We start from the raw sequence: 26,119 nt of genomic DNA, 5'->3' as shown, positions 1-26,119 counted from the left end.
TAAATTTATAGCAGTATAAAAAATAGATAAGACCTTTTAGTTTCCTATAAGGTCTTATCTATTACCATAAACTCTTTTGTTGTATTTGAGCATCTCTTATTCGTTGTTCTTTAAGCCAGTTATTCATATCCATATCAGCTACATCACAATGATAATACTCTTCTTCAAAAAACTTTGATTTTGTAAAATATTTTTGACTATCTTCACATAAGTCTTGATAAAATAACGGTGTGATAACAATTTGCTTAATTTCATTTTTATTTGCTTTAGAGCACATTTTAGATGCTTGATTTACCGCATCTCCCATCCAAACTACATCATTAATTGTTGAATAACCAGCTTTAAACATTAATACATGCTCAGACGATAAACCAATACCAGCTTTTATAGTTTTATATCCTTTTTTTCCTAACTTATAGTTTAGGATAGAAATTAAAGAATTTACTTGGGCTGCTGCTTGTAGTACGACATCTATATGTGTTTTCGATGTGGATTCAAAAATAGCACATACACAATCTCCTACTATATTTATCTCTTTACAAATTGAAAATCCATTAAGTATAGCTACAATTTCATTAATATAAGAGCGATAAATTTTAGCAAGCACCTTTTTTTGAAGAACCTTTGGAATTTTTGAAGAACCTCGTAAGTCTACAAAAAGGGCAGAACATTTCACATAAAATCCATTTGTGTATGTTAAATCACTACGTTTAGGAATGCTATTTTTTTCATCAAATGTACTTGTAGAGCTCAATATTTCATCCAATCGCTCTAAACTTTTATTAAAATCATAGCTTTTAAAATTCGTTTGCACGTGTATCCCTCCGATTATAATATAACCTTATTATATTATAGATATGTAATATAATATTGTTTTAGATGCAAAAATACGAAGGAGTATTATATATGGATAATTCTAAAAAAGATGAGTTATATAACAAATTAAGGGATTGGGTTAATTTTTGGATTGGTAATGAAGATGCTGGAATATCTTTTATCAAATGATGAAGGAATATGAAGAAGAAAAGTAGCATCTCTCATATAGGAAACGTTACTTTGCCCCGGTTATAAGAACGCTAGTACCACCTCTTGTAGCTCATTAGACACTGAAACAGGCATACAAAAATCGCAATTCTTTCTTATAATTCTGTAGAAAGAATTGCGTACTTTTTCGTTTTATGAATATAATTTTGCTCTAGCTTGATGCTGATGGGACACTACACCTAAATGTTTGCCATAATTCATGTTTGAATGAATGCTTACTTCTGTTTAATAGGCAGAGCATGATCATGATAGCCAAAAGCCAGATTGAGAAAGGCACAGGCTTCTTGACGCAGCAACAGATCCTTCGGATGGAAGATAAAGGATCTTTCAGCGTTTGAAGGTAGTATTAGGGTCTAAGATTCCTTGTGGGGCAAGTGCTTGAATGAATTGGACCGCCCAGGCATCCGCAGCAGCAAGCAATTTTACTTGATTAGCTTGGTTAGGTAGGATTTGTTTCAAGTTTTAAATCATGGTTGCTGCGACTTGTCGAGTAATCGGAGCCATAGGGTCATATCCTGGTATACCCGCTATAAATTTCTCCTTGGACTCTTTGTTGTTGTCTGGGAAAGCGCTCCATCCATGTGCAAGTAACAAGGCATCAGCAAATTCTCCTTGTGTCATGGTGCCCATCGGATCGAATAGATTTCCTGATTTAGCATTCATGATATCTAAAGAATGAAGATTGTAGATGTGGCTTCTATAGTTACTCTTTTGCGATACGTCAGCAAAGGGCGATGTCGTGGTTATGTAATGAGAGGGTAATAGCACCAAAGATAATTTGATGAACAATTAGTTTAAAATTAAGTATAAAAGCAACTATCTGGAATCTAATTGTAATTCAGTTTTGTCGAATGTGAGTGTATTAGAAGAATTACAATTTCCAGAGTAGATGGCTCTTGATTCATCACACGAATCAGATTTTTCACATCCTATAAGTATTCCTAATGTTATAACCGATAATAAAATCTTTTTCATTATAATACACGCTCCATAATAGTTAGAATGTTATAATGTACTTAGACTAAGATAGGACTCACCATACATACCAATCAACTTAAGAAATGGGTTGTTTCCTAAAACGAACAAAAGAGTTGAATTCTCATAAATAACTGTAAAATACTAAACTTTTTGTTTAGAAGCTACTTTAATACCTTAACTTGATAGGGATGGCATGCTATCCTTATAACCCTAAAATTATATACGAATCAATATATTTATATAATGAAAAAATTAATAAAATGCAAAATTGCATATTTAACCTTTTCAATAGAGTGTACTCTATTGAAAAGCTAACAAGTTGTTATCTTTTCAGTATTTGCAATATTTTAAATATACTTATTAAAGTTTCATTATGGTACTTGAATCAAATGTTTGTTTAATACATGTAGACATAGATTATAACTTTCCAGACTACAGAACAATCAAAGAGATCGAGAGACATCGGTCTTTTTATGGATTTGATAGCAATATACGTCCAGCACCTAACAAAATTCACTGTCTAAACGTAATTAAGAATTATAGTCAACGATAACATGAATTTCATTTACTTATATATAATATAACATAAATACAGATTTATATGTAATTATATTCCATTTCTGTGTGAGGATAAGTAATGTAATTGTGGATTTAAAATAAAGTTACAACCTTTCTAAAAAAGACACGAAACTTTTGAGAAAAGTAAATGTAGATATGTTAAGAGATTTTAGAATCATATAGCAGTTCTTGTTCATTTCCAAGAACGATGGGAAACAAGTTCATAATTGATGTCGAAATGTTGACAGTTCAAAATCAACAACAGAAGTCAGGGGTTAAATGCTTCACAATTGTATGATGAAAGGTCGGGAAAGCATGGAAAATTATTATAGTACTTATTTTCCTAAAACCGGGAAGTTAATTGCAGTAATGAGTATTCTTGTTATTTTGATATCATCACTCTGGATTATATGGGTTGGAGAAATGAACATTCGTTATAGTGGGGATCATGAGGGAACGATTCCCTTTTGGAATAAGTGGATTCCTGCAATTGTTGGTATACTTCTCGTCCATTTTATACCGTTTCATTATAAAAAATACAACCCACTTCGTAATTTTGAGCAAAGGCGTATCATTATTCAATCAGTTGCCTTATTCTTGTGCGGACTCCTATTCACAATCTGCATTCTCTTAGTAAACTTTGAAGGAATGAAATTCCAATTGTGGTTCATGCTAACTAAATTTATTTTTATATTGTTCATTCCACTAATGCTTCTTTTGTTTTACCAAGTTAACCCCAAAAGAGAACGATTTAAACCCATAAAATCAACTTTGAATAATAGATGGTATTGGTTTGCACCACTTATTGTCATCATAATATGGGTTTACTTAAACTTCTTTTCTGTATTCTCTACACCGTTTGTTTCGACGGGTATAACAGACCCAACGATGTTAATTATCTCTCTACTCACAGGATTTCTTATTAATAGTGTGCTAGAAGAGTTTTTTTACAGGGTTTGGTTACAAACTCGTTTGGAATTATTACTAGGCACTTGGCCAGCGATATTTCTTATATCGATTCTTTGGGCGAGCTGGCATATTGCGATTCATGGCTCTGGTCATTGGGATATTGATATAGCGACAGTCATTACGAACCTTGGTATCGTAGGTCTATTCCTCGGATACTTATGGACGCGTTATCGCAATGTGTGGGCTATCATTCTCGTCCATGGTTTAATTAATGCACCTCCACAGTATCTATTTCAGATTTTATTCTAGTGAACTACCCGCCACTTAACGTCCTTACGGACTGTTTGAAGTGGGGCTTCTTGGGAAGTAGATACTTTTATTAGCTATCTATATTTACCAAGCTATAAGGGCAGTCCCTGCCCCTAAAGAAAATACCAATTACATGGCTAGTTTTAGTAAGTTGATACTTGCGTTTACATCTCTATCATGATGACTATTACATTCAGGACAAGTCCATTCTCTAAGGTTTAGATTCTTGACTTCCTTGTTTTTATAGCCACAGCCAGAACATAGTTGACTACTTGCATAATTCTTAGGTGCGATTATCAAATCCCGCCCTTTCCATATTGCTTTATAGTCAAGGTATTCTCTGAATTTAGACCAAGATACTTCGCTGATTGCTTTGGCTAACTTGTGATTCCTTTTCATATTCTTCACTTTTAAGTCCTCAATCACAATTACTTGATTTTTGTTTGTGATTTCATTACTTATCTTGTGAAGAAAGTCATTACGTTGATTAGCAATCTTCTCATGAAGTCTTGCGACTTGTAATCTAACTTTGTTTCGATTGTTTGAACCCTTCTTTTTGCGTGATAAAGAGCGTTGCAGAAAGGCTAATCTTTTTTCAAGCTTTCTCAACCATTTAGGGTTTTCATATTTTATACCATTAGACAGTATCGCGAAGTCTTTCAATCCTACGTCAATACCAACTTTTGTATCGATTTTTGGGAATGTTTTTTCATTTTCTTCTACCAAAGGCGATACAAAGTACTTACCAGTAGGCGTTTGAGAAACTGTAACGGAATTAATGAATCCAAAGAATTGTCTATGTTGTTTAATCTTTACCAATGTCTTTAAGTTTGGCAGCTTGATATAACCGTTCTCAATGCAAACTGTTCCTTTTTGGTTATTCGTTGTATAACTACGGTGGTTATCTTTCTTACTTTTGAATTTAGGGAATCCAACGGATTTATCACGAAAAAAGTTAGCATATGCTTTGTTCAAATTCAGTTGGGCATTCGCTAACGCAAGGCTATCAACTTCTTTTAGAAACGGAAAATCAGCTTTATACTGTGCAGGAGTAGGATATTTGATAGATTTATCAGGTTTATCTTGTGATTCTTGATAAGATTCGATTCTATCAGCAAGCATCTTGTTATATACAAACCGAACACATCCGAAAGTTTTTGCAAAAAACATTCGTTGTTCTTTATTTGGATAGATACGATATTTGTATGCTTTCAACATTTTCTACACCTCACTTTTCGCCTTGATTTTCAATATATATTTTTACTACGTCTAGTGATGATCCACCTGTAGTAATCAAACAAAAACTTCTTGACCAAAACATTTCTTTCCAAAGCTTCTTTTTCACTTGAGGAAAGTCTCTCTTTATTAATCGAGAACTTGCACTCTTATATGCATTGATGAACTTTGTCATTTCTGTATTCGGGTGTGCCTTGAACAAGATATGTACATGGTCAACATCATGATTCCATTCTACCAATGTTATATTATACTTCCCAGATAACCGTACAAACATGTCTTTTGCATAGTCCGACATATCATCATCAAATACTTTTCTTCTGTATTTCACGACTAATACAAGGTGATAATACAATAGGAATACTGAATGATTATTACTATCTAATTTCACTGTAATACCAACCTTTCTATTTTATAAGACTGATTATATCAGAACAAAAAAATAAAAAGCAAAGTTAAGTGCTTTTTAGCTACGCCAAACCGAAATTCATCTCCCACCTATCGCCCTGCACACGTTTGAGGAAGGAGAATTCTTTCGGATAATTCGTTAAAATAATATCTTTTTTAAATTGTTTTCCTTTAAAATATCCCATTTGTCATGCTCCTCAATCTATTTTGCAAAAGTGTAGCTTACTTTTTAAAACTTTGCAACAGAACCACCCCGTTTATCCTGTAGCAATTCGAGCGTTGAAAGAAGAAAAGCATATGCCTAAAGGCATAGAGCTAAGGCAAGTTAGAAATCTCAATAACATAGTGGAACAAGATCATCATTTTATTAAGAAACATGTTTGTTCTATGTTAGGATTCAAGTCTTTTAGCACAGCTACATCCATTCTTGCAGGAGTGGAAGCTATGCATATGATTAAAAAACAACAGATTGATTTACGGGATCAGTCTGTCCAAAAACAGAAAGAATTCATCCATCGATTGTTTGGGCTTACAGCATAAAATAGAATTCCGCTAGAAATATATGAGCTATATTCTTTTTTACTTTATCATTGCACCAGAACCGAATTAATCATTAATAAGTATATCTGGCCCCTGCCTCAACATATATGCAAAACTAGAAATAAACACTATGCAAAATATAATAACAGAAGGCCACATATTAAAATAAAATCCTTTACCTGCAATTAATCCGTATATGTTTTGGAACAAGAAATTAGCACCTATGATAATTCCCCCTAATATCGAACTGACCACAATGCTGATTAAATAAAATTTAAATTTCTGAAACATTTTCCCTCTACCCCTTTTCTAAAATCAACTTTATTTAGTCCATTTTAGAAAATTATACCATTCTCATTTTTTTATACTCTTAAATCTAGATACATTTAAGGATATTTTAAGAAAAAAGAAGTGGAAGTACTATCTCTTCAAATGTCAATTTGGTTCAATAAAAAAAGAGCACTATAATGTGCTCATCCAATACGATTATAAAGAATGAATGCGTTGTGTCATATTTTAACGTTTTCCGAAAGAAGTCTCCTTCCTCAAGTGTGTGCAGGGCGATAGCCCAACGATAGGTGGGAGATGAATTTCGGTTTGGCACTAGCCAAAAGATTGTAGTCAACTCATTACATACAGATTGTTCTTTGAAAACTGAAGATATGAGGTTGATACGAGAAAAGATTCGTATCGTAAAATCTTCAATCAATTCGTCACCATATCAAAATAGCGAAAGCCAAGCCATGACGTTGATATGGATAAAACAGTCATAATCGCTAAAATGCGGTGGGTTCTTACCAAGAACTAAAATTGGTATTTTTTGCGCTACAAATACGAACCGTCGGTGCGACGGGGATAGCTTGGTAAATATAGATAGCTAATAAAAGTATCTACTTCCCAAAAAGCACCCACTTCAAGCTTCGCTAAGTGGTGTGTAGTTCACTAAAAAGCTTTGCCCTTGATAATATGAATTTGCTGTGGATACAACAGTAAAGTTATCTAATGTAGCTGCTGAAGCTTGTTTTGCTGGTAATTTTCCTGATTTAATATAAGTAAATATGGTAGATGGTGCCACATTTAAAAGTTTAGCTACTTCTTTTGTACTTAAACCTTTCGTTTCTTCTGTATTCATTAATCGTTCAATATCTTCTAAGTAAAATATTCCGCTTTCAAATTGTTTCCAATTATCTTTATATACACATTCAAGTAGATCTTCTTTTTCTTTCTTTAGAATGGTTTGTACGGTAACACCCATTAAATCAGCTGCTTCTTTTGTAGTAACTGTTGGCTTTGTAATAAACAATAAATCTTGTGTCATGAAAGTACTACCTCCGTGCTTAATTTCAATAATCTATAAGCTATAAATATAGTATATCAAAGTGTTATGAACATATAAAACCTGATTTAAATATATTTAAAATTTTATCTAAAACCTACATTTTAAGATAATTTAATACTAAACTCATAGTCAATTTAAATTTAAATATATATTTAAGTACATTTACTGCATTACATAAAATTTAACATCTTTAAAAACATATACAATTAATAATAATTTATTAAAAATTACATGTATAGTCTAATAGAGAAGAATGTAGCGTTCTTACAGAAAAAAGATAAAATATAATTTTATATGTTTATATAAGTAAAATAAACTTCATAGTATAATGAAATATAATAACTATTTTTTTGATGATATAGATGTAATGGAGGAATCATTGTATGAATAACAATGAAAGAAACGAACTTACAACAATTCAAAATGATTATAATCATTTTATTGATACATATATAGATAACATTCAAGATATAGTTCCCTTGTTGAATAATACTAGTTATAAACATGAAGTTGAGCAAAAAATGGAGACAGCAGAAAAAGAGGGAAAAGACAAATATTTTTACTTAAGTGATTTGGAAGTCATTTATCATTTTGTTCATTTACAAAAAGATATGGATGAGAAGAAAAATAGAAAAGAGGATACAAAGAAAAGTTATTTGTTTGAAATCTTATCTTTTTGTCAAAGTATGGTAGAACATGCCGATCAATTTGAAGTGAATGGGGAAGAGGTTCAGCAAAAAGCTTCCTTATTAAAAGTACTTAAACCTTGGCATATTCGGAAATTTAATAATTGGTTAAAACACGTAAAAAATGGCCGGAAAGAATCAACTTATTCAGTTGCAACACTTGCGAAGAAAACAGTAATAATTCGATCCTTTTTACAACATGTACACAAATACGGTTATATTGATAAACCACTTCATGAAGAACTACAGCGTGCTAATGTAAATGAGCAAGATCGACCAAACCGTGATTTATCCTATGAAGAGGTCATGAAAATCTTGGAGTTTTATAAAAACAAGGGGCATCTTGTAAATTATACAATTTTGTTAGCATTAGCTAGTACTGGAGCACGTATTCGTGAAGTGTGCAATGCTTCTGTGAAAGACATGTATTATGACGGGAAGTACTGGCTAAAAGTAGTTGGAAAAGGGGATAAAGTGCGCGAATTATTTATTACGGAGCATTTATATTATTGCATTTGTGAAACGAGAAAGAGAAGAGGATTTGAGACTATATTGAACCAGGGTGATGAGAACCCATTATTTGTTACACAAAGAGGTACATTTTATAATCCCAAAACGTTATCCAATCAAGTAACCGATATGATCAAAAAGACGAATCTAGATTTCTTACAATACCGTGAAAATCCTGTAACCGCACATACATTTCGTCATGCTTTTGCCATTATGTCTGTAGAGCAAGGGAATGCAGACCTATATCATCTTATGCAAACTTTAGGGCATGAAAATATACAAACAACAAAGATATATTTAGAGAAGCATATGAAACGTAAGAATAATGTAGGTACTAATTTTGCAGATATGTTAAATGGAAACTAGTAGTATAAAATAGATATTGAATATTAGCTATATTGTCAAGATTGAATGTATTTATTAATACAGCTAAGAATAAGCAACCCACTAAGGTAGTTAAATTTATCAGTGTTAAAAAAGATTTATTGTATAAAAATTATATATTAAATATAAAAATATCTAAGAATAATAACATGATTATTGAATGACCATGACCGGCAATAAATATTAAACATATAAAATGACATTGGGTACATCAGGAAAATATGGGTTTATAGCGATAAGCTATTTTCTTGATGCTGTCCACCCATAGGTTTATATATAATTTTCGTTCAAATAAAGAGAAATAGGTTTACTTAAATATAATTTATGAAAACGAATCCTTTAAATAGGATTTTAAAAATTTTAGGACTAGCACCCTATCTACACATCTATAACATTTTGTTTATTTTCAGTATAACCCACAGTATAAAATGTAGGTCTTGCTCGCCAACCATTATCGTAAATTACATCTTCCATTTCTGACACAGGTACTATTCATGTATCTTTTACTTCTTTAAACAGAATAACATTTGTCAGGTATCATCATGCGAATTGGGGAGGAAGACTTATAACTTTTTAGACATAGAGGGTGATACATATTGGGTATATATTTATGTATCACCCTCTATTTTTTATGGCTTTTTACGAATTCAAAATACAAAATAAAATCTATTATTTTTCAAACTGAGAGAAGATGATATTATCGAAATGATAAATTTGATACCTAAGTTAGTATACTTGGGATAATTTTCAACAGGAGAGACAAAAGAGTAGGGTGGACTATTTTGTAATACAAACAATATAGTTTACATAATAAAATTATAGAAATTAAATTTAAATCATTTCGGAAAGAAAATATTGCTAGCTCGCTTTATCAGCTTAGCGTTTCTTGGACATATGTGCTAAATGATGAGTTCATCTCACTCCGGATTAATTTTCAGTAAATTCTAATTGTTATAGAAAAAGATTACACATACTTACATGTTTTTGAGTAGAGTTATAAAATTATATGTAAGATTTTAATTCTTACATATAAAGGGGAAGAGAAAATGAAGAGAAGCAAGAGACTATTAGTGATAGGGATTACAGCAGCTAGTATTCTTACATTTCAAGATTTCAGTGGTTACCAAATAGGACAAACAAACAAAGTTATGGCTGCAGAAACATGCTTAAAAGTATCGAATCAAGCCGAACTTTTAGAGGCTTTGAAAAAACACACTAGTGTTATCGAGATTATGCAAACATTTACTGTCGATCAAACAATCACAATTCCAGATAATGTAACGATAAAAGGGAATTCAATGGATACAAAGCTAATATTTCAAACAGGAATTGATGGTGTCGAAGTTACAAATAATAATACTATTTCTAATTTACGTATAGAAGTGTCCCCTAAAAATAGAGCGATTTATAACTCTTATAATCAAAATTCGATAGGGAAACTGAAAGTTGAAAATGTAGAAACAATTGGTAGTATCCAAATTTTAGCGAAATCAAAAGTTCAAAATGGACATATAAATATTAAAAATTTACATATCATTGAAGCGGACGTGCTAGATAGAATAGATAAGCCAATGGGTTTTGGTGTATCAGTTATCCAAGGAGCATTAACTATTTGGAACCAACAATCGGCGAAAGATTCCGTTCTTTCGGTTCGCTTAGATGAGATAAGTATTGGAGAAAAAGGAAAACCAATTTTGGGAAGTGGTGTTTTCTTAAGTGGATATGGACATAATGCTCTACCAAATAATAATGGGATTTTAACGGCCGATGTTGTTAATACCAGCGAAATTCACTCTACAGGAAATATTAAATTTGGGACACCTGATGTTATTTCTGGTGGTGTATTTGTAGTACATGGTGCAAAAATAAATAATTTAACTAATAGAGAGAAAATCACAACGTATGGTGCAAATGATATGGTACTAGATAATTGGGGTGACGTATCACAATGGATTGCAAAAGATTCTATTACCTCTTATGGACCAAGTGGCGTTGGATTTGTCAACTTTGGTAAAATAGATAAACTTAATGTGCTAAGTACAATTGAAACATTTGGTTTAGGAGCTCGTGGTTTTAATGCATACACCGGTGAAATTGGTACTGCGAATTTCAAAAAAATCATCACGCATGGGGATGGTGCAACTGGTATACAAACAAGTACTCAAATTGAAAATTTAACAGTTAATGATGGGATTTTTACATATGGCAATATAGGAGACTCTTTAGTTCAAGGTGTTATTAAGAAGATTGCGGCTCATGGACTGAGTCTATTAAAAGGTACGAAAGCAAATACAATCGAGATTAATGGTGGGATTCATGTCGAAGGCAAAGAGGTAAATACGTTGAATGTTGAAAATGGTGTTTATATGAAATCATTAATTGTAAATGAACAGAGTAAAAGTTAACTGAATTCTGGTGGGCAAAAATAACTGGTAGATGGAAAAATAATAAATCCAGAACAGGTAATTGAAATTGCGGCAGAACAATACATAAGCTAAAAAGGATAGAAAAATGAACCTATTAAGGTTCTTTTTTCTTGGCATATTTATTGATAAGGAGAAAAACATATCTTGTAATTAACATACAGGTAGTCGGATAAAATGTGTCATAAAGATATCTGTGTACTTACAATATATACTTCTGATTAAGGTTCTTCTTAATTTTCATTATTGATGCACACATTTTTATTAAGATAAAATCCATTTTATTTTAAAACGGATAGGGAGTAGATATACATTTCACGGGAATGTTTCATTTTCTTCTCATATCTCAAAAACTAAGAATTCTTTTTGTTTTGAGATATGAGACGTTTTATCTCATCACTACAACCGTTAATTTAAATCAAACCTGGCAATACAAATAAGAAAATAACACATATGAGATATACAACAAGGAAAAATGAAGAATCACTACAGATTCCAAATAGATATCATAAAATACTCTCTTTTCCATCTCAATAACATAACATTACTTTTCATTTTGAGTCGATGTTTTTTTGTTCTTCGCAACTACCGATAATATTTCTTATGTTAACTAGATAATTACAAACAAATGTCCGGTGGCACAAAAATACCATCTTCCCTTTTTCAATGTAAAAGTCTTGGATATCTTAGATAAATTATACCATTATTGAATAGTTACGTAGAATCTTTATAGATTATTATTGAAATCAACTCCTTTAGTTGCTAAAAATTCTATGAAAGCTTTAATGTCACCAACATAGCTTTCAATTGTTTTAGGACACTTATCATTCTCAATTAGACTTATCTTAGAATCTTCAATTATTTGATAGATTGTTATTACTCCTTTCAATTTCTTTTCATAAAAATAGAACCAACGCTTCCTCCATTAGAAACATTGGTCCTATTCTTAGTTATAATATAAAATCTATTTTTTCTTTTCATTACATCTTTCATTTAGAGCAAAAGTCATTTAAATGGCAAAATGTTTTAAAACTTTTTAATTTCATTAACTTAAAATTACCTTTAATTTTATCTACTACTCTGTTCCATTCATCCGTTGTAATATATTGTATAATTTAGTAGTACTCATCTTAACTTCACTACCATTAATTAAAAACCTCACATTTTTTATATTATTATCAATAGTTACTTTTATTATATTTTGCAAGCTACTCATATTCATATCTATTGCAATTTCATTTGTATTTCCTTGCTCTTTAGAATACTTTTTGCAATCTTTTTCACTAATAAAAACTTTAATATAATCTTTTTCTACCACTGGGACAAATTTATTTAGTATTATTTCTTCACCTATTGTATCCTTACTTGGAACAATCCACAACTTATCATCGCAGAATCTTACACTATTTAATACATTCATAATTGCATATTCACTTTTAGCTAAGACTGGAGGTTGACCTTGTTTTACAAAACATTCATTTACCAAATCATATATGTTGCAGATTAAGAAATCTCTTCCTTCATCAATAATGACTTGGTATATACCAGAGAACATTGCATAATAAGAACTTATTAGTAACTCTTGGAATTCAACTTTTTTTACTAAATATATGTCATTTCTCTTAAATTGGTAATACTCTGCATATTCCTTTGCTATTTTTTCTTCTGAAAAAAGCCACATTGTAGGCATGTTATTATTTAATCCAAAGAATATTTTCCCTTTATTATATTTAACTTCTTCATCTGTTGTATTTCTATTAACTACAGTGTATATTTCTTTTAAACTTACTATAGATCTTAAAATTTCATTATATTTATTTAAATAATGCTCTGAGCTTCTTTCTATTCTATTTAATTCATTTATTTTTTCTTGTATAGATACACTACTCATTTTCATTTTTTCTCCTTTTAATACAATATAATTAAATATAATCTATTCTAAAAGGTTCTTTAAATAACTTCTTATATCCTTTTGTTCGATTCTAGTAACCTTTTCATCTATATTTTGAAATTTCAAAATAGGCTCCTTAATTTCTATTAAAGCATCTACTTCCTCTATTGGAACATCTTTTTTAAAAACAAATTGTTCCATCTTTTCAAATCCATAATTTCTAGCTTCTTTTTCATCACTTGTACCTAGCGTAATTTTATTTATTTCTAATATAAACTTACCTATTGCCCATGGAACAAATTCTTTTTCTTTATATATTACTTTGTATTTCAATTTATAAGCCATCTCTACTTCATTAATATCAATCTCTTTTATATATATTACTTTTGAAACGAATCCTTGTTCAAATTTTAATTCTTTAAATCCATATTTTATGGATTCATTTGAATTACTTATAAGCTCTAGGTTATTATCCGATACATCTAATCTATACAAATTATTTTTATAAATAGCGTAGTCACTCATACTTTATTTTACTTCCTTCCTAATCAGCCATAACCCATCCAATTTTTTTATTAAATTCAAATTTTGTTGCTACATTGCCAGTTTCTGAATCTATAATATTCAATATATCTCCATCTTGGAAAGCTCTTGCATAACCCCTTTCATATGAAAATTCCGGTAATACAATATTTTTACTTCCTGTGAATCCTCTTGCAGTAAATGGATAATTATCGGCATTAGCTTCCCACCTTGGAATCGTCAACTTTGATGGATCATTTTCTATATATTCAATAGCCCCATAAAACTTATCTGGTGCTCCAATTGGTGTTGATACACCATTTCCTCCATGATCTACTTTAAACATCGTTCCATCATAGTCAAGCCTAGCCCCTTCATAATTTTCAAACAGTGTTTTTAAATTTGCACTATGCTCATCAACTGCAGTAAATCCTCTTACACCTGTATAGTTTTCGTCATATAAATACTTATATATATCACTTTGCGGGATTACTTTTGTCATCCTTGTACTAACATCAGGTACTCCAATTTCATTTCCTATATCATCAACTACTGTCTTTTCATTAGCATTTAACACCCTATCTGGATGTAACAACTCAACAAATTCATCTACTGAATACCCACTATTATTAATAAGTTTTTTAATACTATCACTGGTATTTAGCTCAGCATTACTTAACCCCTCTGGAGGAACTTTCTGACCACTCTTCAAATTCAACCCATCAAAAAACTGCGCTGGCTTTTTCTCAAACACAGGTTGATTCCCTACAGATGTTTTCTTCTCTATATTAAGAGAAAGATTATCGAATTTCTCTCCAGATAACCGATTCGCGTTTTGCGCTTGCCCCTTAGTTTCACTCTTAGCAACAGAAAATAATTCTCCAAGTGTGTTTCTTTCTCCTCCATTCCCAATGCCAGCTAACGAAGGTTCCGGGAATACATTCGGGATCTCAATATTTTTAATCTTCTCCACGACATTCTTCATACTACCCAGCAACTTATTCGTGAATGCCGCTACTTCTTCCAACTTACCAACTATTTGTGAAGTTAAAGCATACCAATCAATAAAAAAAGCACTTGTTGCCTATCATAGACAATTAAGTGCTTTAAGTTCATTTGTTTTTAAGTATCGTTAATTCTGTAAGTCTTGTAGTAACAGTATGACACCTTTTATAAATCGTGACAAGTAATACGTTAAAACTTACGAGCTTGTACGAGTTGGTTAGTTTCATATAGATTCCATGTATTAATATTCATCGCCTAGTAATTCGTCATCTCGCCTAAGCTTGTACTTCGTTTTCTATTCTAGCATTACACATAATACTCTATGATGGTACAACCATCATGGAGTATGTACTTATTAACAGCCTATTCTTTTTCATCCATCTTCTGCTTTAAATATTCAGCAATTTCTGTTTGCCCAAGTTCTCTAGCATATTCATAAGCATTCATATTCTTAATATTTTCCCCAGTGTATCTAATTGAAATATCTATTCCTTTTTCAACTAGAAACTCAACTACTTCTTTATGTCCACCATAAATCGCACCAAATAATGGATTTCTTTTTGCTAAGCTCACATCTAATTCTGTGCCAGCCTCAATTAAATACTTTACCATCTCCAAATGCCCCGCTCCTGCTGCCAATCTTAAAGGGGAGGCATCAAATATATCACCTTTTGTATTAACATCGATTCCTTTATGGATTAAATATTCCACTATTCCAAAATGCCCTTTCTTTGCTGCAACATGTAACCACGTACCAAATGGTGTCATTGAATGTAAAGATTCTGGATTACCTCTTATTAAACGTTTTACTTCATTAATATCACCAATTTTAATTGCATTCCTTATTGTTTTATTTAAACTTTTTTCATCCATAACATTACCCCCTGTATCTCTACTATCTTGTACTAGCTATGTCTCCTAAATCTTTAAGAGTTTCAACAATATCATCAAAGTCACCGTCTATTGCTTCAATAACTCTTAACCAACTCACTACTTCCTCCAAAGCATCAAAACTGTGTTGTCCTATTACAGCATTTGGTGCCCAAGTCAAATTTCCTTCCTTTGTTTTTAGTCATGAAAAAAAGCTCATTCCTTCTCATCGTTCAGTTGGAATGAGCCTTTGAAAGCTTAGCAAGCGTGTTTATCAAATTATAAAGGGTTTGATTTGTTGATTGTATGTTCTTGTTGTCTTGATATAAGTCCGGTCTATTTTTTCTGTACTTTACAAAGAGGCTATATGTGTTATTGGTTGAGTGATGGGTTCATTCGATAACGTTGTTTAACTTTCATTCAAATAATGGATTGTACAATCCGTCACTGCTCTTTTTCTACCTACTCAACCAACGGTACCTAATGTGGGTATTTTACAAATTCGCCCCCCTGACAATACAATTCTATTTCTCAGAAAGTTTATTAATAAATTCTGTAAAACTAGAAGCTATTTCCCTAATAAACTTTGCTTCTAATTCCGCTTCATTTTTTATCTGATAGGTATGACAGTGATAAACACTACCTATATCGCTACCATGGATTGACATACATATAATGTTATCAGCTGGATCTTTTCCTATTGGAATAAGTCTAGAAGGCAATTTATTTCCCTTAATATAATAATTCAAGGAATTTTGTAGATTATTTTCTGTTTCCTCTGATAGTGGAAAGAACATCATAATTGATGACGTAACTACATCATCTTTCGTAGTAAATCTTCTTCTATTAGATTTACCACCATTATCTCTTAATAAGAAACTCTTATAGTCCTCTGGTAGTTCTAATCCATTAAGTCTTTCAAAGATTTCTATATCTTTGGCTTTAATTTGTTTGAAAGTATATTCAAAATTAAGATTCATAATTCATCGACCTCCGACTCATTCGTTTTCACTAAAATGCAACGAATCTATTAAATTTGTAAAAGTACTGCAAATATATTCAATTGCTTGTTCATCACACTCATCGCTATCATAAAAAACTATTGTTGGTGAGTGTTTATCATTTCTAAAATCAAAACATATTTTATTACCGAATGGATCCGTAGCAAAGGGTATTATTCCCTTTGGGATGTATGGCGAGATAATATCATAAGTAACTGTTATGCTAATATATTCATTCGTGTAGCTTAGTAGGCAATCAAAAACTCCTTCTCCTCCATCTTCAAAGAAAAATATATTCGGTACTGGATGACCACCGTTATATTTCATTACACAATTTTTGTAATCTTGAGGAAAAATCACATTAAACTTATCTTCAACTTCTGAAATTATCTGCTCGGTAATAGGGTCATGTGTACGCTCCCATTTTATTCTTCTCATGAAAACAACTCCCTAATTCGATTTGCTATGTCTCTCTTTATTTTACCATTTCTTCCATTCTTTCCTCCACCCCAATATGCTCTACCTCCAGTATGTTTCGCTGCTTCATGCTCAAAGTAGTCGACTAATTGCATTTTACCTATGTCTTGATGATGATGCCATGTATAGTTACTTGGCTTTTTACCTTTCTTGAACAACTCTAACTCTTCCACTGTAAATTTTGATTTTAACTCCGGATCCTTCATCGCCTTATCGAACAGGTCTTTATTACAGAAAGTAAATTGTTCTGAATCACTGGATAAATATTTTGATTCAGGCAACGTTGTATCGAATTGATCATTAAATATTGGATGTCCATTTTTGTCATACGTAACTTTGTATTCTTTACCGTTACTTTTAGAAACCACGGTATAAGTTGTCGTTCCATCTTCATTAATTTCCATTTTTTTGTAGTCCCTTGGCTGGATGGGTTTTCTATTATACTCTGGTTGATTTCGTCCAGCCTCTCCCATTGCTTTATCTACTTCCTTATCAAAATCCGTTTTTGAAAGTTTACCGGTACCCTTACCAAAAACCTTCTCCCCAGTCTCCTTCATAAACTGATAAGCATCTTTCAGAGAGTCTAATCCTCCGCCTCCTGATTTCCCTATACCTGCTAGTGCAGGTTCAGGGAATACATTCGGGATCTCAATATTTTTAATCTTCTCCACGATACTATCCGGCAACTTATTCATTAATGCAGTTACTTCTTCCAACTTACCAACTATTTTACTATTTTTCGCGGCTACCTGAAAGACTTTTGTACCCTCTGCGAATTTTCCGAATGCAGCTGTTCCTTTCACTGCGGCGGTTACTTCACCGACGCCGACAAAACAACTACCAATATCAAATATCGCGCCACCAAGAGCATAAGGGTCAGTCAGGGCTTTTTCTACATAACCTTTCACTGTGTTAAATAGTGTCACACCATACTTAGGATAATCTTGCCAGCTGATGATAGCTTGTCCAAGATTTTTCAGCGTATTACCTGCCCCATATATATCGTCCAGTTTCCATTGTTCTGTTTCTACGACGCGTATCGAGTTATAACCCCACTCACCAAGCTCCCAAATTAGGCTCCCTAGCTTCGTTGCGCCTATCGCTATCCCACTAATAGCGGAACCTGCAGCGCCTATAAAACCTTCTAACACCAAGGCAGAATCAGAAAGGTCTTTCAGGAAAGGAATGTTTTCCCCTACCCATTTTGTACCCTTTCTCAATACATCCCATTTCTCACCGGCACTATTGGAAAGGTTTTGAAGCCAGGCCTCCACTGGATGATTTTTCGCCCATTCCTCTTGCTTTTTCTTCATTTCTTTTTCAGCTTGAAGTTGCGCTTCTTTTTCCGCCTTCGTGATTTGTGTATCCATTTCATGATGTGTCCATCTTGACTGAATATGAGAAAAAGATTGTACAAAAAGAAGTAGAAACAGTTGTTGGATTAGACTTTGCGATGGATGGATTATACGTTAGTTCTGAGGGTGAGAAAGCCAATTATCCTAAGTTCTATCGTGAAATGTTAGACCGATTAAAGGCACAACGAGTATTATCAAGACGTACGAAAGGTTCTGAACGTTGGAATAAACAACGTATTCGTGTAGCGAAGTTACACGAAAAAGTAGCTAACCAACGTAAGAATTTCCTTCATCATAAGTCTAAAAAATTAGCTACTCATTTTGATGTTGTAGCGATTGAAGACCTAAACATGAAAGGAATGTCGCAAGCACTTCATTTTGGAAAAAGTGTAGCTGACAATAGTTGGGGTATGTTCACTTCTTTTTTAGCTTATAAACTACACGAACAAGGCAAACAACTTGTGAAAATAGATAAATGGTTTCCTTCCACAAAAACATGTAGCAGTTGTGGAAGTGTGAGAGATATGCCATTGTCTGAACGAGTATATTCTTGTACATGTGGTGTAAATCTTGATAGAGATTATAACTCAGCAATCAATATCAAACATGAAGCAATACGCCTAGTAGCATTAGCATAAATCACAACAAAATAACCTTTGGAACAAGGGAGTTAGCTCGGCTGTCTTAGGACGAATTCGTTAGCTGTCAAAAGGAACGACTAACCGAGAAGCCTCCACTTCAAGTAAACTCGTAAGAGTTACTAAGTGGCGGGTAGTTCACTGTAGTAGTATTTAGAACGCTGGATGAAGTAAAAGAATATGAGACGAGTTTAAGAGAAAAATAATTCCAAACAAAATGCTGGTTTGAGTTCAATTTCTCAACAACAAATTTAGATAAATATGGTAAAATATAATCGGATGGGAGTCCAAATATATTTTATTAAAATTAGAGTGGTTATCAAGTCGAAGGAAGACACCTTAGGGTGTCTTTTCTTTTCAAACACTATTTTAATTGAATATTGGTAATAGTTAGTCTATATATTATTAATTTGCTATATTTAGTAGTTATAATTTCTTTTTCATTTCTGTTATCTATACAATCAATAATCCTTTATCTGTATAGATTTATAATAATTTATCTTATATTTTTTTATACAATGAATATTAATTTACTTAGATTGATTATATAAAATAATATCTCTTTCTATAATAATCTTCAATTAGAGGAGTATGATATATTTGAAAAAGCACCGCACCGATAGACTTGCGGCCAAATAAAAAAGCGCCCTGTAAACAGAGCGCTTCACTTTTACCTAATGACTAATATTAGCACTTGGATATAATGTTGTTCCTCCAATTGAAACGTTAATTTCATTTGTTAATGGAACATTTTGTTCATTAATAATTGTTCTCCACCATTCCCATGCAAGACCTGTACATTCTCTTGCTACGACTTTTACATTTTTTGAATTCGGCGGAAGTGGTATGACTGTATTGAAATGAGCAGTTCTATCTCTGCCATTTCCTTCCCAAGTTTTATGGGTTAGTACTTCTTTTCCATTTTTATCATATGAGAATTCATCCCAAGATACATCAAATTGAGCAACATATCCACCAGTATGATCAAGTGTCATTTTAGCACGAGAATATTCTGTAGTTGTAGTCTCAATATAATCTGTATTGTTATGAACAGCAGCAGTTGCGTTATCTTTTAAGAAAGTGCTTGTATATGAAATTGGGTATGCTGGATTTTTAGGACTTAATTCTGCATTATCTTTAATGATATTTCGGATTTCATCAAAATCTTTTGTAACAACCTTGTTATGCTCTTTCGCATCTCCACCTAATACTACAGCGGTAAAGGTACTGTCTTCAAAAATATCTTTGTACTGTCCACTCGCTTCAACGCCTTGACCCTTAATTAAGGCTTTAAAAGCAGCTTGTACATCTTTGCTCTTAGATGATGTTTCTAATTTCACATAAACTGTTCTACCATAAGCTACATTTGACACTATAACAGGCGGAGCCGCATTACTTACCCCTTTACGAGTTAACTCATCAAAAGTAACACTATTATCAAAAAGATCTGATGGATTGTTAGGTAGTTCTGAACTTACGGTATAAAAGATTTGCTTATATGCCGCAACCATCACTTTTTTCTCTCCATCTGCAATCGCTTTAAAATCAATGTTCAGTGAATTGTCAAGATATTTAGCGTTAACATTAAGAGCACTTGCTATTTGAGATTTACTATAAACCATAGATTCTGTATACTGCATTCTTGCAGGTAACGTATGTGTTTTTGAATACTTTTCATTCCAAGTAGATACTAATTCATCTACTGCTCCAGACACATTACCATATGTAGGGTTTTGGACAGTAATTGTATTGTCTTTTCTCATGCCAGGTAAGTCTATACTAATATTCAAAGGTTTTCTCTTAGCTACTAACAAACTAGGTTGATTATCTGCAAAAGCTTTATTTGCAAGTTGTACTGCTCCTGGATATGTACGATTAGCTACAGAATCAATAATCGAAATATCGACTGGTGAAGTTGTAAGTGATTTTTTCTCACGTTCAACTACTACAAATTTACCATTTGAATTTGTACTTTCTTTCGGGACAAAACTCTCCACTTTATCACCATTTACTGCTAAAATCTCTTGATTATTATACTTAAGATTTGCTATGCCAGTATCAATGCCACTAGCATTTTTTGTTGCATCAGCTGAATTACTTGTTTTTGTTTCAGCGAAGGAAATAGAAGAATAATTAATAGTGCATAAGCCAATTGATAAACATGCTAGTAATTTTAGTCCCCTTGTATTTTTCGTGATTTTCAAAAAAATCAACTCCTTCCTTTTTTTAAATTAAGGTATGATAATTATTTATAAATCATTGCTTAATAGTGAACTTACATAAATGCTTTTAAAAGTTCTTGAACTAATGGAAGTGCTCCACCTACAAATTTTAAAATTGTCATTGCGATTGTCATATTATTTCCTCCTCTTTTGTTGCTACTAAGATGCGATTTATCTTTATATTTTCATTATAGTAAGCGCTTACATTTTTAGCAATACATTCTTATATGCAATATTGCATATAAGAAGCAAGTTCCCGTTTTAGGAAGAAGTGTTAAACCCAAAGCTTTTGAAATTCCAGTAATAAAGGAGTCTTTAGATGATTTATTGAAAGACTTCGAACGTCTTTTAAAAGGTGAAAATATCCCCTTAGACAATGTTTTTTCTGCAACAGCAAGCATAATTTTTAATTTAGAAGATCCATACATTCGTGTTTCTGGTGCTCAACTAGAAAAATATGATTGTCTTGTAGAGATTATAGATAAAAATGAGAAATCATATAAAATTACTGTTAAAGAATGGTGGAGATAGTTCCATCCTTCTTTAATCAACGGGGTTTTATTGACATATGGATCATAGAAATAATCAAACTTTTTTATAAAAAATAACTTCTTTACAAAATTATCCCCACCCATTTTGATCAATCTTTTTTCAAAATGGGTGGGTTTCTTCTATTGTAAAATGAACATTTGTAGCAAGATTATAATTGAACTTTATTCCAAATCAACCACAGGAACTATCAAAAATTCTTCGTCTGTTTAACCACTTACAGTGAAATGGACGAAAGAAAACATTACAAGATAGACTCCTTAAAAACAACCATCATATCGTATATCTATACAATGAAAAATTTCAAATAAAAATTTTAATTTATATATACATTAGAATAGATTTATTTTACTAATAATGAATATGTCCCATTTCTGTTTTCTTCTTCAAAAAATGAAACTAAGTAATACTTCCCAGGTTTCGCTTCAAATTTCCCTTTTATATTATTTCCATCCGCTTGGCCCGTAATGACAGGATTTCCTAGATCTGATTCGTGATACACATCCCATTTTATCCCAATACCCTGTTCATCTATAAAAGAAATATCTATTTCTTTTGGAGATGTAACATTGAATGTGTGCATATACGCCATATTAGGACGATCTATATTTCCTTTTGAAAGCTTATTAAAACGAATTACCTTTGCATCTTGATAGTTATGACCTGCTGGCTCATCCTTTTTTACGGTAACCGTTGTTTGTCCTCGGCTCACTTTTCCTTTATTATCTTTCACTGTTAGCTTTGCAGTATATGTTCCCTCTTTTCCATATACATGAGTAGGATTTGCTTCTGTACTTGTTGTACCATCACCAAAATCCCAAAGATAAGAAACAATTTTTCCACCTGTGCTTTCTGTGCCATCGCTATGAAACTCGACTTTTTCATTTAACATCTCATTGTATGGTCCATTCATGTTTACTTTAATCGTCTGTTTTTCTTCTTCTCCTGTTGCAATACCATGGAATACAACATCGTATTCAAATTGATTTTTCGCATTCACACGATAATTGACAAAATACGCAGTAACTGTTTTGTAGCCGCTCCATTCTTTTTGCGCTAACTGTTCTAAAGATTGATTGATTTTCTTGCTCATCGTTTTCCAATCTTCAGATTCTCCTTTTGTTACGCCGCCTGTATATGTTCCTTCTAATGTAAATGTATCAAAACATTGAGACTTATGCTTTGTAATTGTTGCATCTTTTATCTTTGCTACATCTGTAATGTCTTTCTTTACATCAGCTAGTGGTTTTGGTGCATGTTCAGCTAAATAATCATCTGATACTTGCGGGGTATTATATGTATCTCGATTATCAATTAACTGCTTCATATAGTCTTGGTATTCTTTATTTAAATTTGAATCCTTACTTAAAGCTTCACGATATGCATCATAATTCTTCACATCATTTGCACGAATGAAATTTTGAATCTTATCGAAAGTTTCAAATTGATGAGTATATAAGTAAGACTGCAGTGCAAAAGAATAATTATAAAAGTCCCATTGCTCTGGTCCTTCTCCATATTTCGAAAATAATGTTCGTTCTGCTGTATAACGTTTCGCAGGATCAGATGATAATCCACTAATTATACTTTTGCGTGGAACAACATTATTCGTACGAGTAGATCCCGCAAAAAATTCTGCATTTCCTTCTTCAAACCAAGTCAAACGTTGATCTTGATACATTTCTCCTTGTCCCCATGATCCTGGAACTTCGTATCTTCCCTGTAAATAGTGTGTAAATTCATGACGGAACAATTCTTCCAAACTATAACGACTTTGCTGCGGTGTACGCTCAAATGTAAAGAACGTTCCGATTCCTTCAATGTAAATTCCACCATTATTCGTATCATATCCATATAGTTGGCTATTTCGTTTATATTCATCTGGATTATTATAAATGACGATTGTCAGTACATCATCAGCTTTCCCTGATTCTAACGCTCCATCTTTTCCAATTACACGATGATACTGCGCTTTTACTTCTTTAGCAGCCCAATATAGTCTCTTAACCTTTTCTTCTGTTACTTTATCTCCTGTTTTAAATACAATAGAACCGTCATCGAATGTATACGTTTTTGGTAAGTACTGCTTTTGGCCTTCTTCACGGATTTTCTTTAAATCTACTGTATTTCCATTATAATCTTTTCCACCGTAGTTTGTTGAAATTTGCTCTACAGCATTAAAATAAGCTTCACTAAAACGAGGGTACATACGCATTGCTTGTGTAAGTACTTCTAAAGGTTTATTTGGATTACCATGGAATTTACCGAAACGACCAGTATAATAAACACCATTATTAATTAACCAGGTGTTTTCTAGTGTTATATCATTCAGAAGAGCCAGTCGACTGATTTCATTTATAAAACCATCAATTTTCCCATACCATATTGTTTCATCCGCTTTTTTCCCTGTACCATTCACGTAAGACTGTATATCATCATCAATCGCTTGGATGAGATTATACAAGGCGTCCCCTTTATTCCGGTCACTTACATATGTAGAAATATTATCGTTATACTGTTTTAATATATTCCCTGCATATTGAACTGTTTCAGCATCACAAGAAGCATTTCTAATTAATTTACCGTATGCAAATACCACTTTATCCTGTTTATTTGTACCAAGTTTAAAATTCGGATTTTTTGCAATTGCTTTTAATGCCGGTAAACATTTATCATGGAAGCTTCGCTCATTTAAATAGTTTAATTCTTTATTATTAAAGCCTAAATAAAAACCGCAATATATAACTTCAACAAACGTCTCAATCCCTTTTGTATCATCTTTTGTAAATGTACTTCCACGACGGCCTAATTCATCAATAATAACCTGTATTCGCTCTTTATTTTGATAAAACGCTTTTGTTTCTTGATTAAATTGACCTAAATCTATGATTTGATCCCAACTAACATTTGCCAATATATCGATGAATTCGTCATTACTCATTCTATTCAACTCTGCCACAGAATACTTTTGCTGGTATTGTTTTGTCTCTGCTTGTTTCACAGCCGGAGCTGGTCGTTGTGAAAAATCGTTCACTTTTAAACGTTCTTCATAAGACAATGTTTCGTCTGCTTTTGTAGAATGTGCAAGTTCATCTGTTGAAGTTTCGATCCCAATTGCTTTCTTTTGTAACACATTATAAGGTGTGCTTTCTTCTGCTGATACTTGTGTTTGAATACTTCCAAATGATAAAGCCATTGTACTAATGCCAAGCATCATTTGAGTAAATTTTGATTTCTTGTTCATAACATTTCCCCCGTTTTAAAATTTTATATAACAATATATTATTATAATTTGATATAAAGTAATTCATATTACTTTGCATACCTCTATACGCAGGAATACCATATTAAAAAAACTTGATACCTTTTGATGCAATTTAAATACAAAAAAGCACTCTAATGAGTGTCGAGTGAGTGCTTTTTTACGGTTTAACTTGAATACGCTAAAGGAAAAACATTTTGTAAATCATTTGAGCCTTTTATAAAATATTTGATCCTATAGATTTAGTGTAGACAGGTTCATTGTAGTAACATAAATCCACAATATTAAATCTGTGTGAGAATCTACCAAAGTAATAATAGAGATTTCTATATGCTACTAATAATGAAATTGAGCTTAATTTTTCTGTTTTTTAATTAGATGTAAGAGTTAATAAAATACTTACTGGGCAATCGTATGTTTTTCTTAAATTAGATTTATGCAACCTCTCCCTTTCTTTCATCATTTCTAGAAGATTTCAAAAGATGAAATTATACTGTACATTGCTTATACTATTTACTTCAGATTAAAATAAAATCACCTGCAATATATTTATCTTAGTATATATATCTTTCAATTTACTTTCATAAATGTTACAAAAGTCTTTCGAAGGTCGGACTTCTTCGCAGATGAAACAAATAAACAAAAAGGGAACCCTGCATGTTCACCACTTATATTATTTTATTAATATGTATAGATAAAATAATAATTATATGTTTAATTTCATTGATAATAATATAAACGCTTACTAAATTAGAAGCAGACGGATTAAACACATCTTAATAATCAAAGAAAGGAGGAAATAAAATGACAATCGCAATGGCAGTGTTAAAATTTGTATCCATTAGTAGCAGAACTTTTAAAAGCAGTAATGTAAGCTCGTTATTTCACAATTATTTATAAAAATTATCACACAAATGATCTATATATCAAAGATGAATTGATGTACAAATCATTTGTGTGAGCAAACTTTAAACCCCAAAAAGAATTCTAAAAGAAATAAGGA

The 26,119-nt window shown here is 32.1% G+C and carries 19 protein-coding genes and 4 pseudogenes; 6 read left to right on the top strand and 17 right to left on the bottom strand.

Features of this window, described 5'->3' with window-relative positions:
* Positions 1-61 precede the first annotated feature (61 nt).
* The gene (locus AAIE21_RS24915) at positions 62-814 is read right to left on the bottom strand and encodes an adenylate/guanylate cyclase domain-containing protein (RefSeq protein WP_343269219.1); all 753 of its coding nucleotides are present in this window, start codon (positions 812-814) and stop codon (positions 62-64) included.
* A gap of 445 nt (positions 815-1,259) precedes the next feature.
* Positions 1,260-1,782, bottom strand: a pseudogene (locus AAIE21_RS24910) (S-layer homology domain-containing protein); the annotation flags it as partial.
* Between the two features lie 1,095 nt (positions 1,783-2,877).
* On the opposite strand from AAIE21_RS24910, the gene AAIE21_RS24905 reads away from it, so the two are divergent.
* Positions 2,878-3,798 carry a CPBP family intramembrane glutamic endopeptidase gene (locus AAIE21_RS24905; protein ID WP_343269229.1) on the top strand — a complete coding sequence of 307 codons (921 nt, stop codon included), beginning with the start codon at positions 2,878-2,880 and terminating at the stop codon, positions 3,796-3,798.
* Positions 3,799-3,927: 129 nt separating this feature from the next.
* Here the strand turns inward: AAIE21_RS24905 and tnpB are convergent, their stop codons facing one another.
* From tnpB to AAIE21_RS24890, 3 genes are all read right to left on the bottom strand, one after another.
* Positions 3,928-5,016 carry an IS200/IS605 family element RNA-guided endonuclease TnpB gene (tnpB, locus tag AAIE21_RS24900; RefSeq protein ID WP_343269218.1) on the bottom strand — a complete coding sequence of 363 codons (1,089 nt, stop codon included), beginning with the start codon at positions 5,014-5,016 and terminating at the stop codon, positions 3,928-3,930.
* Between the two features lie 10 nt (positions 5,017-5,026).
* Positions 5,027-5,425 (bottom strand): IS200/IS605 family transposase, encoded by a 399-nt coding sequence (gene tnpA, locus AAIE21_RS24895; RefSeq protein ID WP_343269217.1) that lies wholly within the window; start codon positions 5,423-5,425, stop codon positions 5,027-5,029.
* A 79-nt stretch (positions 5,426-5,504) separates the two neighbouring features.
* The gene (locus AAIE21_RS24890) at positions 5,505-5,627 is read right to left on the bottom strand and encodes a hypothetical protein (protein ID WP_343269216.1); all 123 of its coding nucleotides are present in this window, start codon (positions 5,625-5,627) and stop codon (positions 5,505-5,507) included.
* A gap of 64 nt (positions 5,628-5,691) precedes the next feature.
* Between AAIE21_RS24890 and AAIE21_RS24885 the strand changes: the two are divergent.
* Positions 5,692-5,982: pseudogene (locus tag AAIE21_RS24885) on the top strand (DDE-type integrase/transposase/recombinase); the annotation flags it as partial.
* A 66-nt stretch (positions 5,983-6,048) separates the two neighbouring features.
* On the opposite strand, the gene AAIE21_RS24880 reads toward AAIE21_RS24885, so the two are convergent.
* Complete coding sequence (locus tag AAIE21_RS24880) at positions 6,049-6,273, bottom strand: hypothetical protein (RefSeq protein WP_098056872.1); 225 nt, start codon at positions 6,271-6,273, stop codon at positions 6,049-6,051.
* A gap of 733 nt (positions 6,274-7,006) precedes the next feature.
* Positions 7,007-7,300, bottom strand: a pseudogene (locus AAIE21_RS24875) (helix-turn-helix domain-containing protein); the annotation flags it as partial.
* Between the two features lie 404 nt (positions 7,301-7,704).
* On the opposite strand from AAIE21_RS24875, the gene AAIE21_RS24870 reads away from it, so the two are divergent.
* Both AAIE21_RS24870 and AAIE21_RS24865 read left to right on the top strand, forming a co-directional pair.
* On the top strand, positions 7,705-8,883 hold the full coding sequence (locus AAIE21_RS24870; protein ID WP_343269215.1) for a tyrosine-type recombinase/integrase: 1,179 nt from the start codon (positions 7,705-7,707) through the stop codon (positions 8,881-8,883).
* Positions 8,884-9,947: 1,064 nt separating this feature from the next.
* Positions 9,948-11,306, top strand: a complete 1,359-nt coding sequence (locus AAIE21_RS24865; protein WP_343269214.1) for a hypothetical protein — start codon at positions 9,948-9,950, stop codon at positions 11,304-11,306.
* A gap of 1,093 nt (positions 11,307-12,399) precedes the next feature.
* Here AAIE21_RS24865 and AAIE21_RS24860 read toward each other — a convergent pair.
* The 8 genes from AAIE21_RS24860 to AAIE21_RS24825 form a co-directional block, all read right to left on the bottom strand.
* Positions 12,400-13,221, bottom strand: a complete 822-nt coding sequence (locus AAIE21_RS24860; protein WP_343269213.1) for a hypothetical protein — start codon at positions 13,219-13,221, stop codon at positions 12,400-12,402.
* 36 nt (positions 13,222-13,257) lie between these two features.
* The gene (locus AAIE21_RS24855) at positions 13,258-13,740 is read right to left on the bottom strand and encodes a hypothetical protein (RefSeq protein WP_343269212.1); all 483 of its coding nucleotides are present in this window, start codon (positions 13,738-13,740) and stop codon (positions 13,258-13,260) included.
* A 19-nt stretch (positions 13,741-13,759) separates the two neighbouring features.
* Positions 13,760-14,722, bottom strand: coding sequence for a hypothetical protein (locus tag AAIE21_RS24850; protein ID WP_343269230.1), 963 nt, complete (start codon positions 14,720-14,722; stop codon positions 13,760-13,762).
* A gap of 383 nt (positions 14,723-15,105) precedes the next feature.
* Positions 15,106-15,615, bottom strand: coding sequence for an ankyrin repeat domain-containing protein (locus AAIE21_RS24845; RefSeq protein ID WP_343269211.1), 510 nt, complete (start codon positions 15,613-15,615; stop codon positions 15,106-15,108).
* A gap of 22 nt (positions 15,616-15,637) precedes the next feature.
* The gene (locus tag AAIE21_RS24840; RefSeq protein WP_175472373.1) at positions 15,638-15,793 is read right to left on the bottom strand and encodes a hypothetical protein; all 156 of its coding nucleotides are present in this window, start codon (positions 15,791-15,793) and stop codon (positions 15,638-15,640) included.
* Positions 15,794-16,136: 343 nt separating this feature from the next.
* Positions 16,137-16,592, bottom strand: coding sequence for an SMI1/KNR4 family protein (locus AAIE21_RS24835; RefSeq protein ID WP_090814498.1), 456 nt, complete (start codon positions 16,590-16,592; stop codon positions 16,137-16,139).
* A gap of 18 nt (positions 16,593-16,610) precedes the next feature.
* Positions 16,611-17,051, bottom strand: a complete 441-nt coding sequence (locus AAIE21_RS24830) for an SMI1/KNR4 family protein (protein WP_090814497.1) — start codon at positions 17,049-17,051, stop codon at positions 16,611-16,613.
* Complete coding sequence (locus tag AAIE21_RS24825) at positions 17,048-18,460, bottom strand: HNH endonuclease (RefSeq protein WP_343269210.1); 1,413 nt, start codon at positions 18,458-18,460, stop codon at positions 17,048-17,050. Before AAIE21_RS24825 ends, AAIE21_RS24830 begins: the two co-directional genes overlap by 4 nt.
* Before the next feature lie 8 nt (positions 18,461-18,468).
* Between AAIE21_RS24825 and AAIE21_RS24820 the strand changes: the two are divergent.
* A pseudogene (locus AAIE21_RS24820) lies at positions 18,469-19,083 on the top strand (RNA-guided endonuclease InsQ/TnpB family protein); the annotation flags it as partial.
* Between the two features lie 674 nt (positions 19,084-19,757).
* Here AAIE21_RS24820 and AAIE21_RS24815 read toward each other — a convergent pair.
* The gene (locus AAIE21_RS24815) at positions 19,758-21,296 is read right to left on the bottom strand and encodes a thiol-activated cytolysin family protein (protein ID WP_343269209.1); all 1,539 of its coding nucleotides are present in this window, start codon (positions 21,294-21,296) and stop codon (positions 19,758-19,760) included.
* Positions 21,297-21,632: 336 nt separating this feature from the next.
* Here AAIE21_RS24815 and AAIE21_RS24810 point away from each other — a divergent pair, with 336 nt between their 5' ends.
* Positions 21,633-21,836, top strand: coding sequence for a hypothetical protein (locus AAIE21_RS24810; protein WP_343269208.1), 204 nt, complete (start codon positions 21,633-21,635; stop codon positions 21,834-21,836).
* A 361-nt stretch (positions 21,837-22,197) separates the two neighbouring features.
* On the opposite strand, the gene colA is transcribed toward AAIE21_RS24810, so the two are convergent.
* The gene (gene colA, locus AAIE21_RS24805) at positions 22,198-25,098 is read right to left on the bottom strand and encodes a collagenase ColA (protein ID WP_343269207.1); all 2,901 of its coding nucleotides are present in this window, start codon (positions 25,096-25,098) and stop codon (positions 22,198-22,200) included.
* Positions 25,099-26,119: the final 1,021 nt, after the last annotated feature.

The organism is Paenibacillus sp. 102, from assembly GCF_039549175.1.
GTDB lineage: Bacteria > Bacillota > Bacilli > Bacillales > Bacillaceae_G > Bacillus_A.
This window is presented reverse-complemented; position numbering and strand designations above follow the sequence as displayed.

Coding starts and splice junctions, on each gene's coding strand:
- AAIE21_RS24905 (WP_343269229.1), top strand. CDS start 2,878: ATGAAAGGTCGGGAAAGCATGGAAAATTATTATAGTACTTATTTTCCT.
- tnpB (WP_343269218.1), bottom strand. CDS start 5,016: ATGTTGAAAGCATACAAATATCGTATCTATCCAAATAAAGAACAACGA.
- AAIE21_RS24890 (WP_343269216.1), bottom strand. CDS start 5,627: ATGGGATATTTTAAAGGAAAACAATTTAAAAAAGATATTATTTTAACG.
- AAIE21_RS24880 (WP_098056872.1), bottom strand. CDS start 6,273: ATGTTTCAGAAATTTAAATTTTATTTAATCAGCATTGTGGTCAGTTCG.
- AAIE21_RS24870 (WP_343269215.1), top strand. CDS start 7,705: ATGAATAACAATGAAAGAAACGAACTTACAACAATTCAAAATGATTAT.
- AAIE21_RS24865 (WP_343269214.1), top strand. CDS start 9,948: ATGAAGAGAAGCAAGAGACTATTAGTGATAGGGATTACAGCAGCTAGT.
- AAIE21_RS24860 (WP_343269213.1), bottom strand. CDS start 13,221: ATGAAAATGAGTAGTGTATCTATACAAGAAAAAATAAATGAATTAAAT.
- AAIE21_RS24855 (WP_343269212.1), bottom strand. CDS start 13,740: ATGAGTGACTACGCTATTTATAAAAATAATTTGTATAGATTAGATGTA.
- AAIE21_RS24850 (WP_343269230.1), bottom strand. CDS start 14,722: ATGAAGAATGTCGTGGAGAAGATTAAAAATATTGAGATCCCGAATGTA.
- AAIE21_RS24845 (WP_343269211.1), bottom strand. CDS start 15,615: ATGGATGAAAAAAGTTTAAATAAAACAATAAGGAATGCAATTAAAATT.
- AAIE21_RS24835 (WP_090814498.1), bottom strand. CDS start 16,592: ATGAATCTTAATTTTGAATATACTTTCAAACAAATTAAAGCCAAAGAT.
- AAIE21_RS24830 (WP_090814497.1), bottom strand. CDS start 17,051: ATGAGAAGAATAAAATGGGAGCGTACACATGACCCTATTACCGAGCAG.
- AAIE21_RS24825 (WP_343269210.1), bottom strand. CDS start 18,460: ATGGATACACAAATCACGAAGGCGGAAAAAGAAGCGCAACTTCAAGCT.
- colA (WP_343269207.1), bottom strand. CDS start 25,098: ATGAACAAGAAATCAAAATTTACTCAAATGATGCTTGGCATTAGTACA.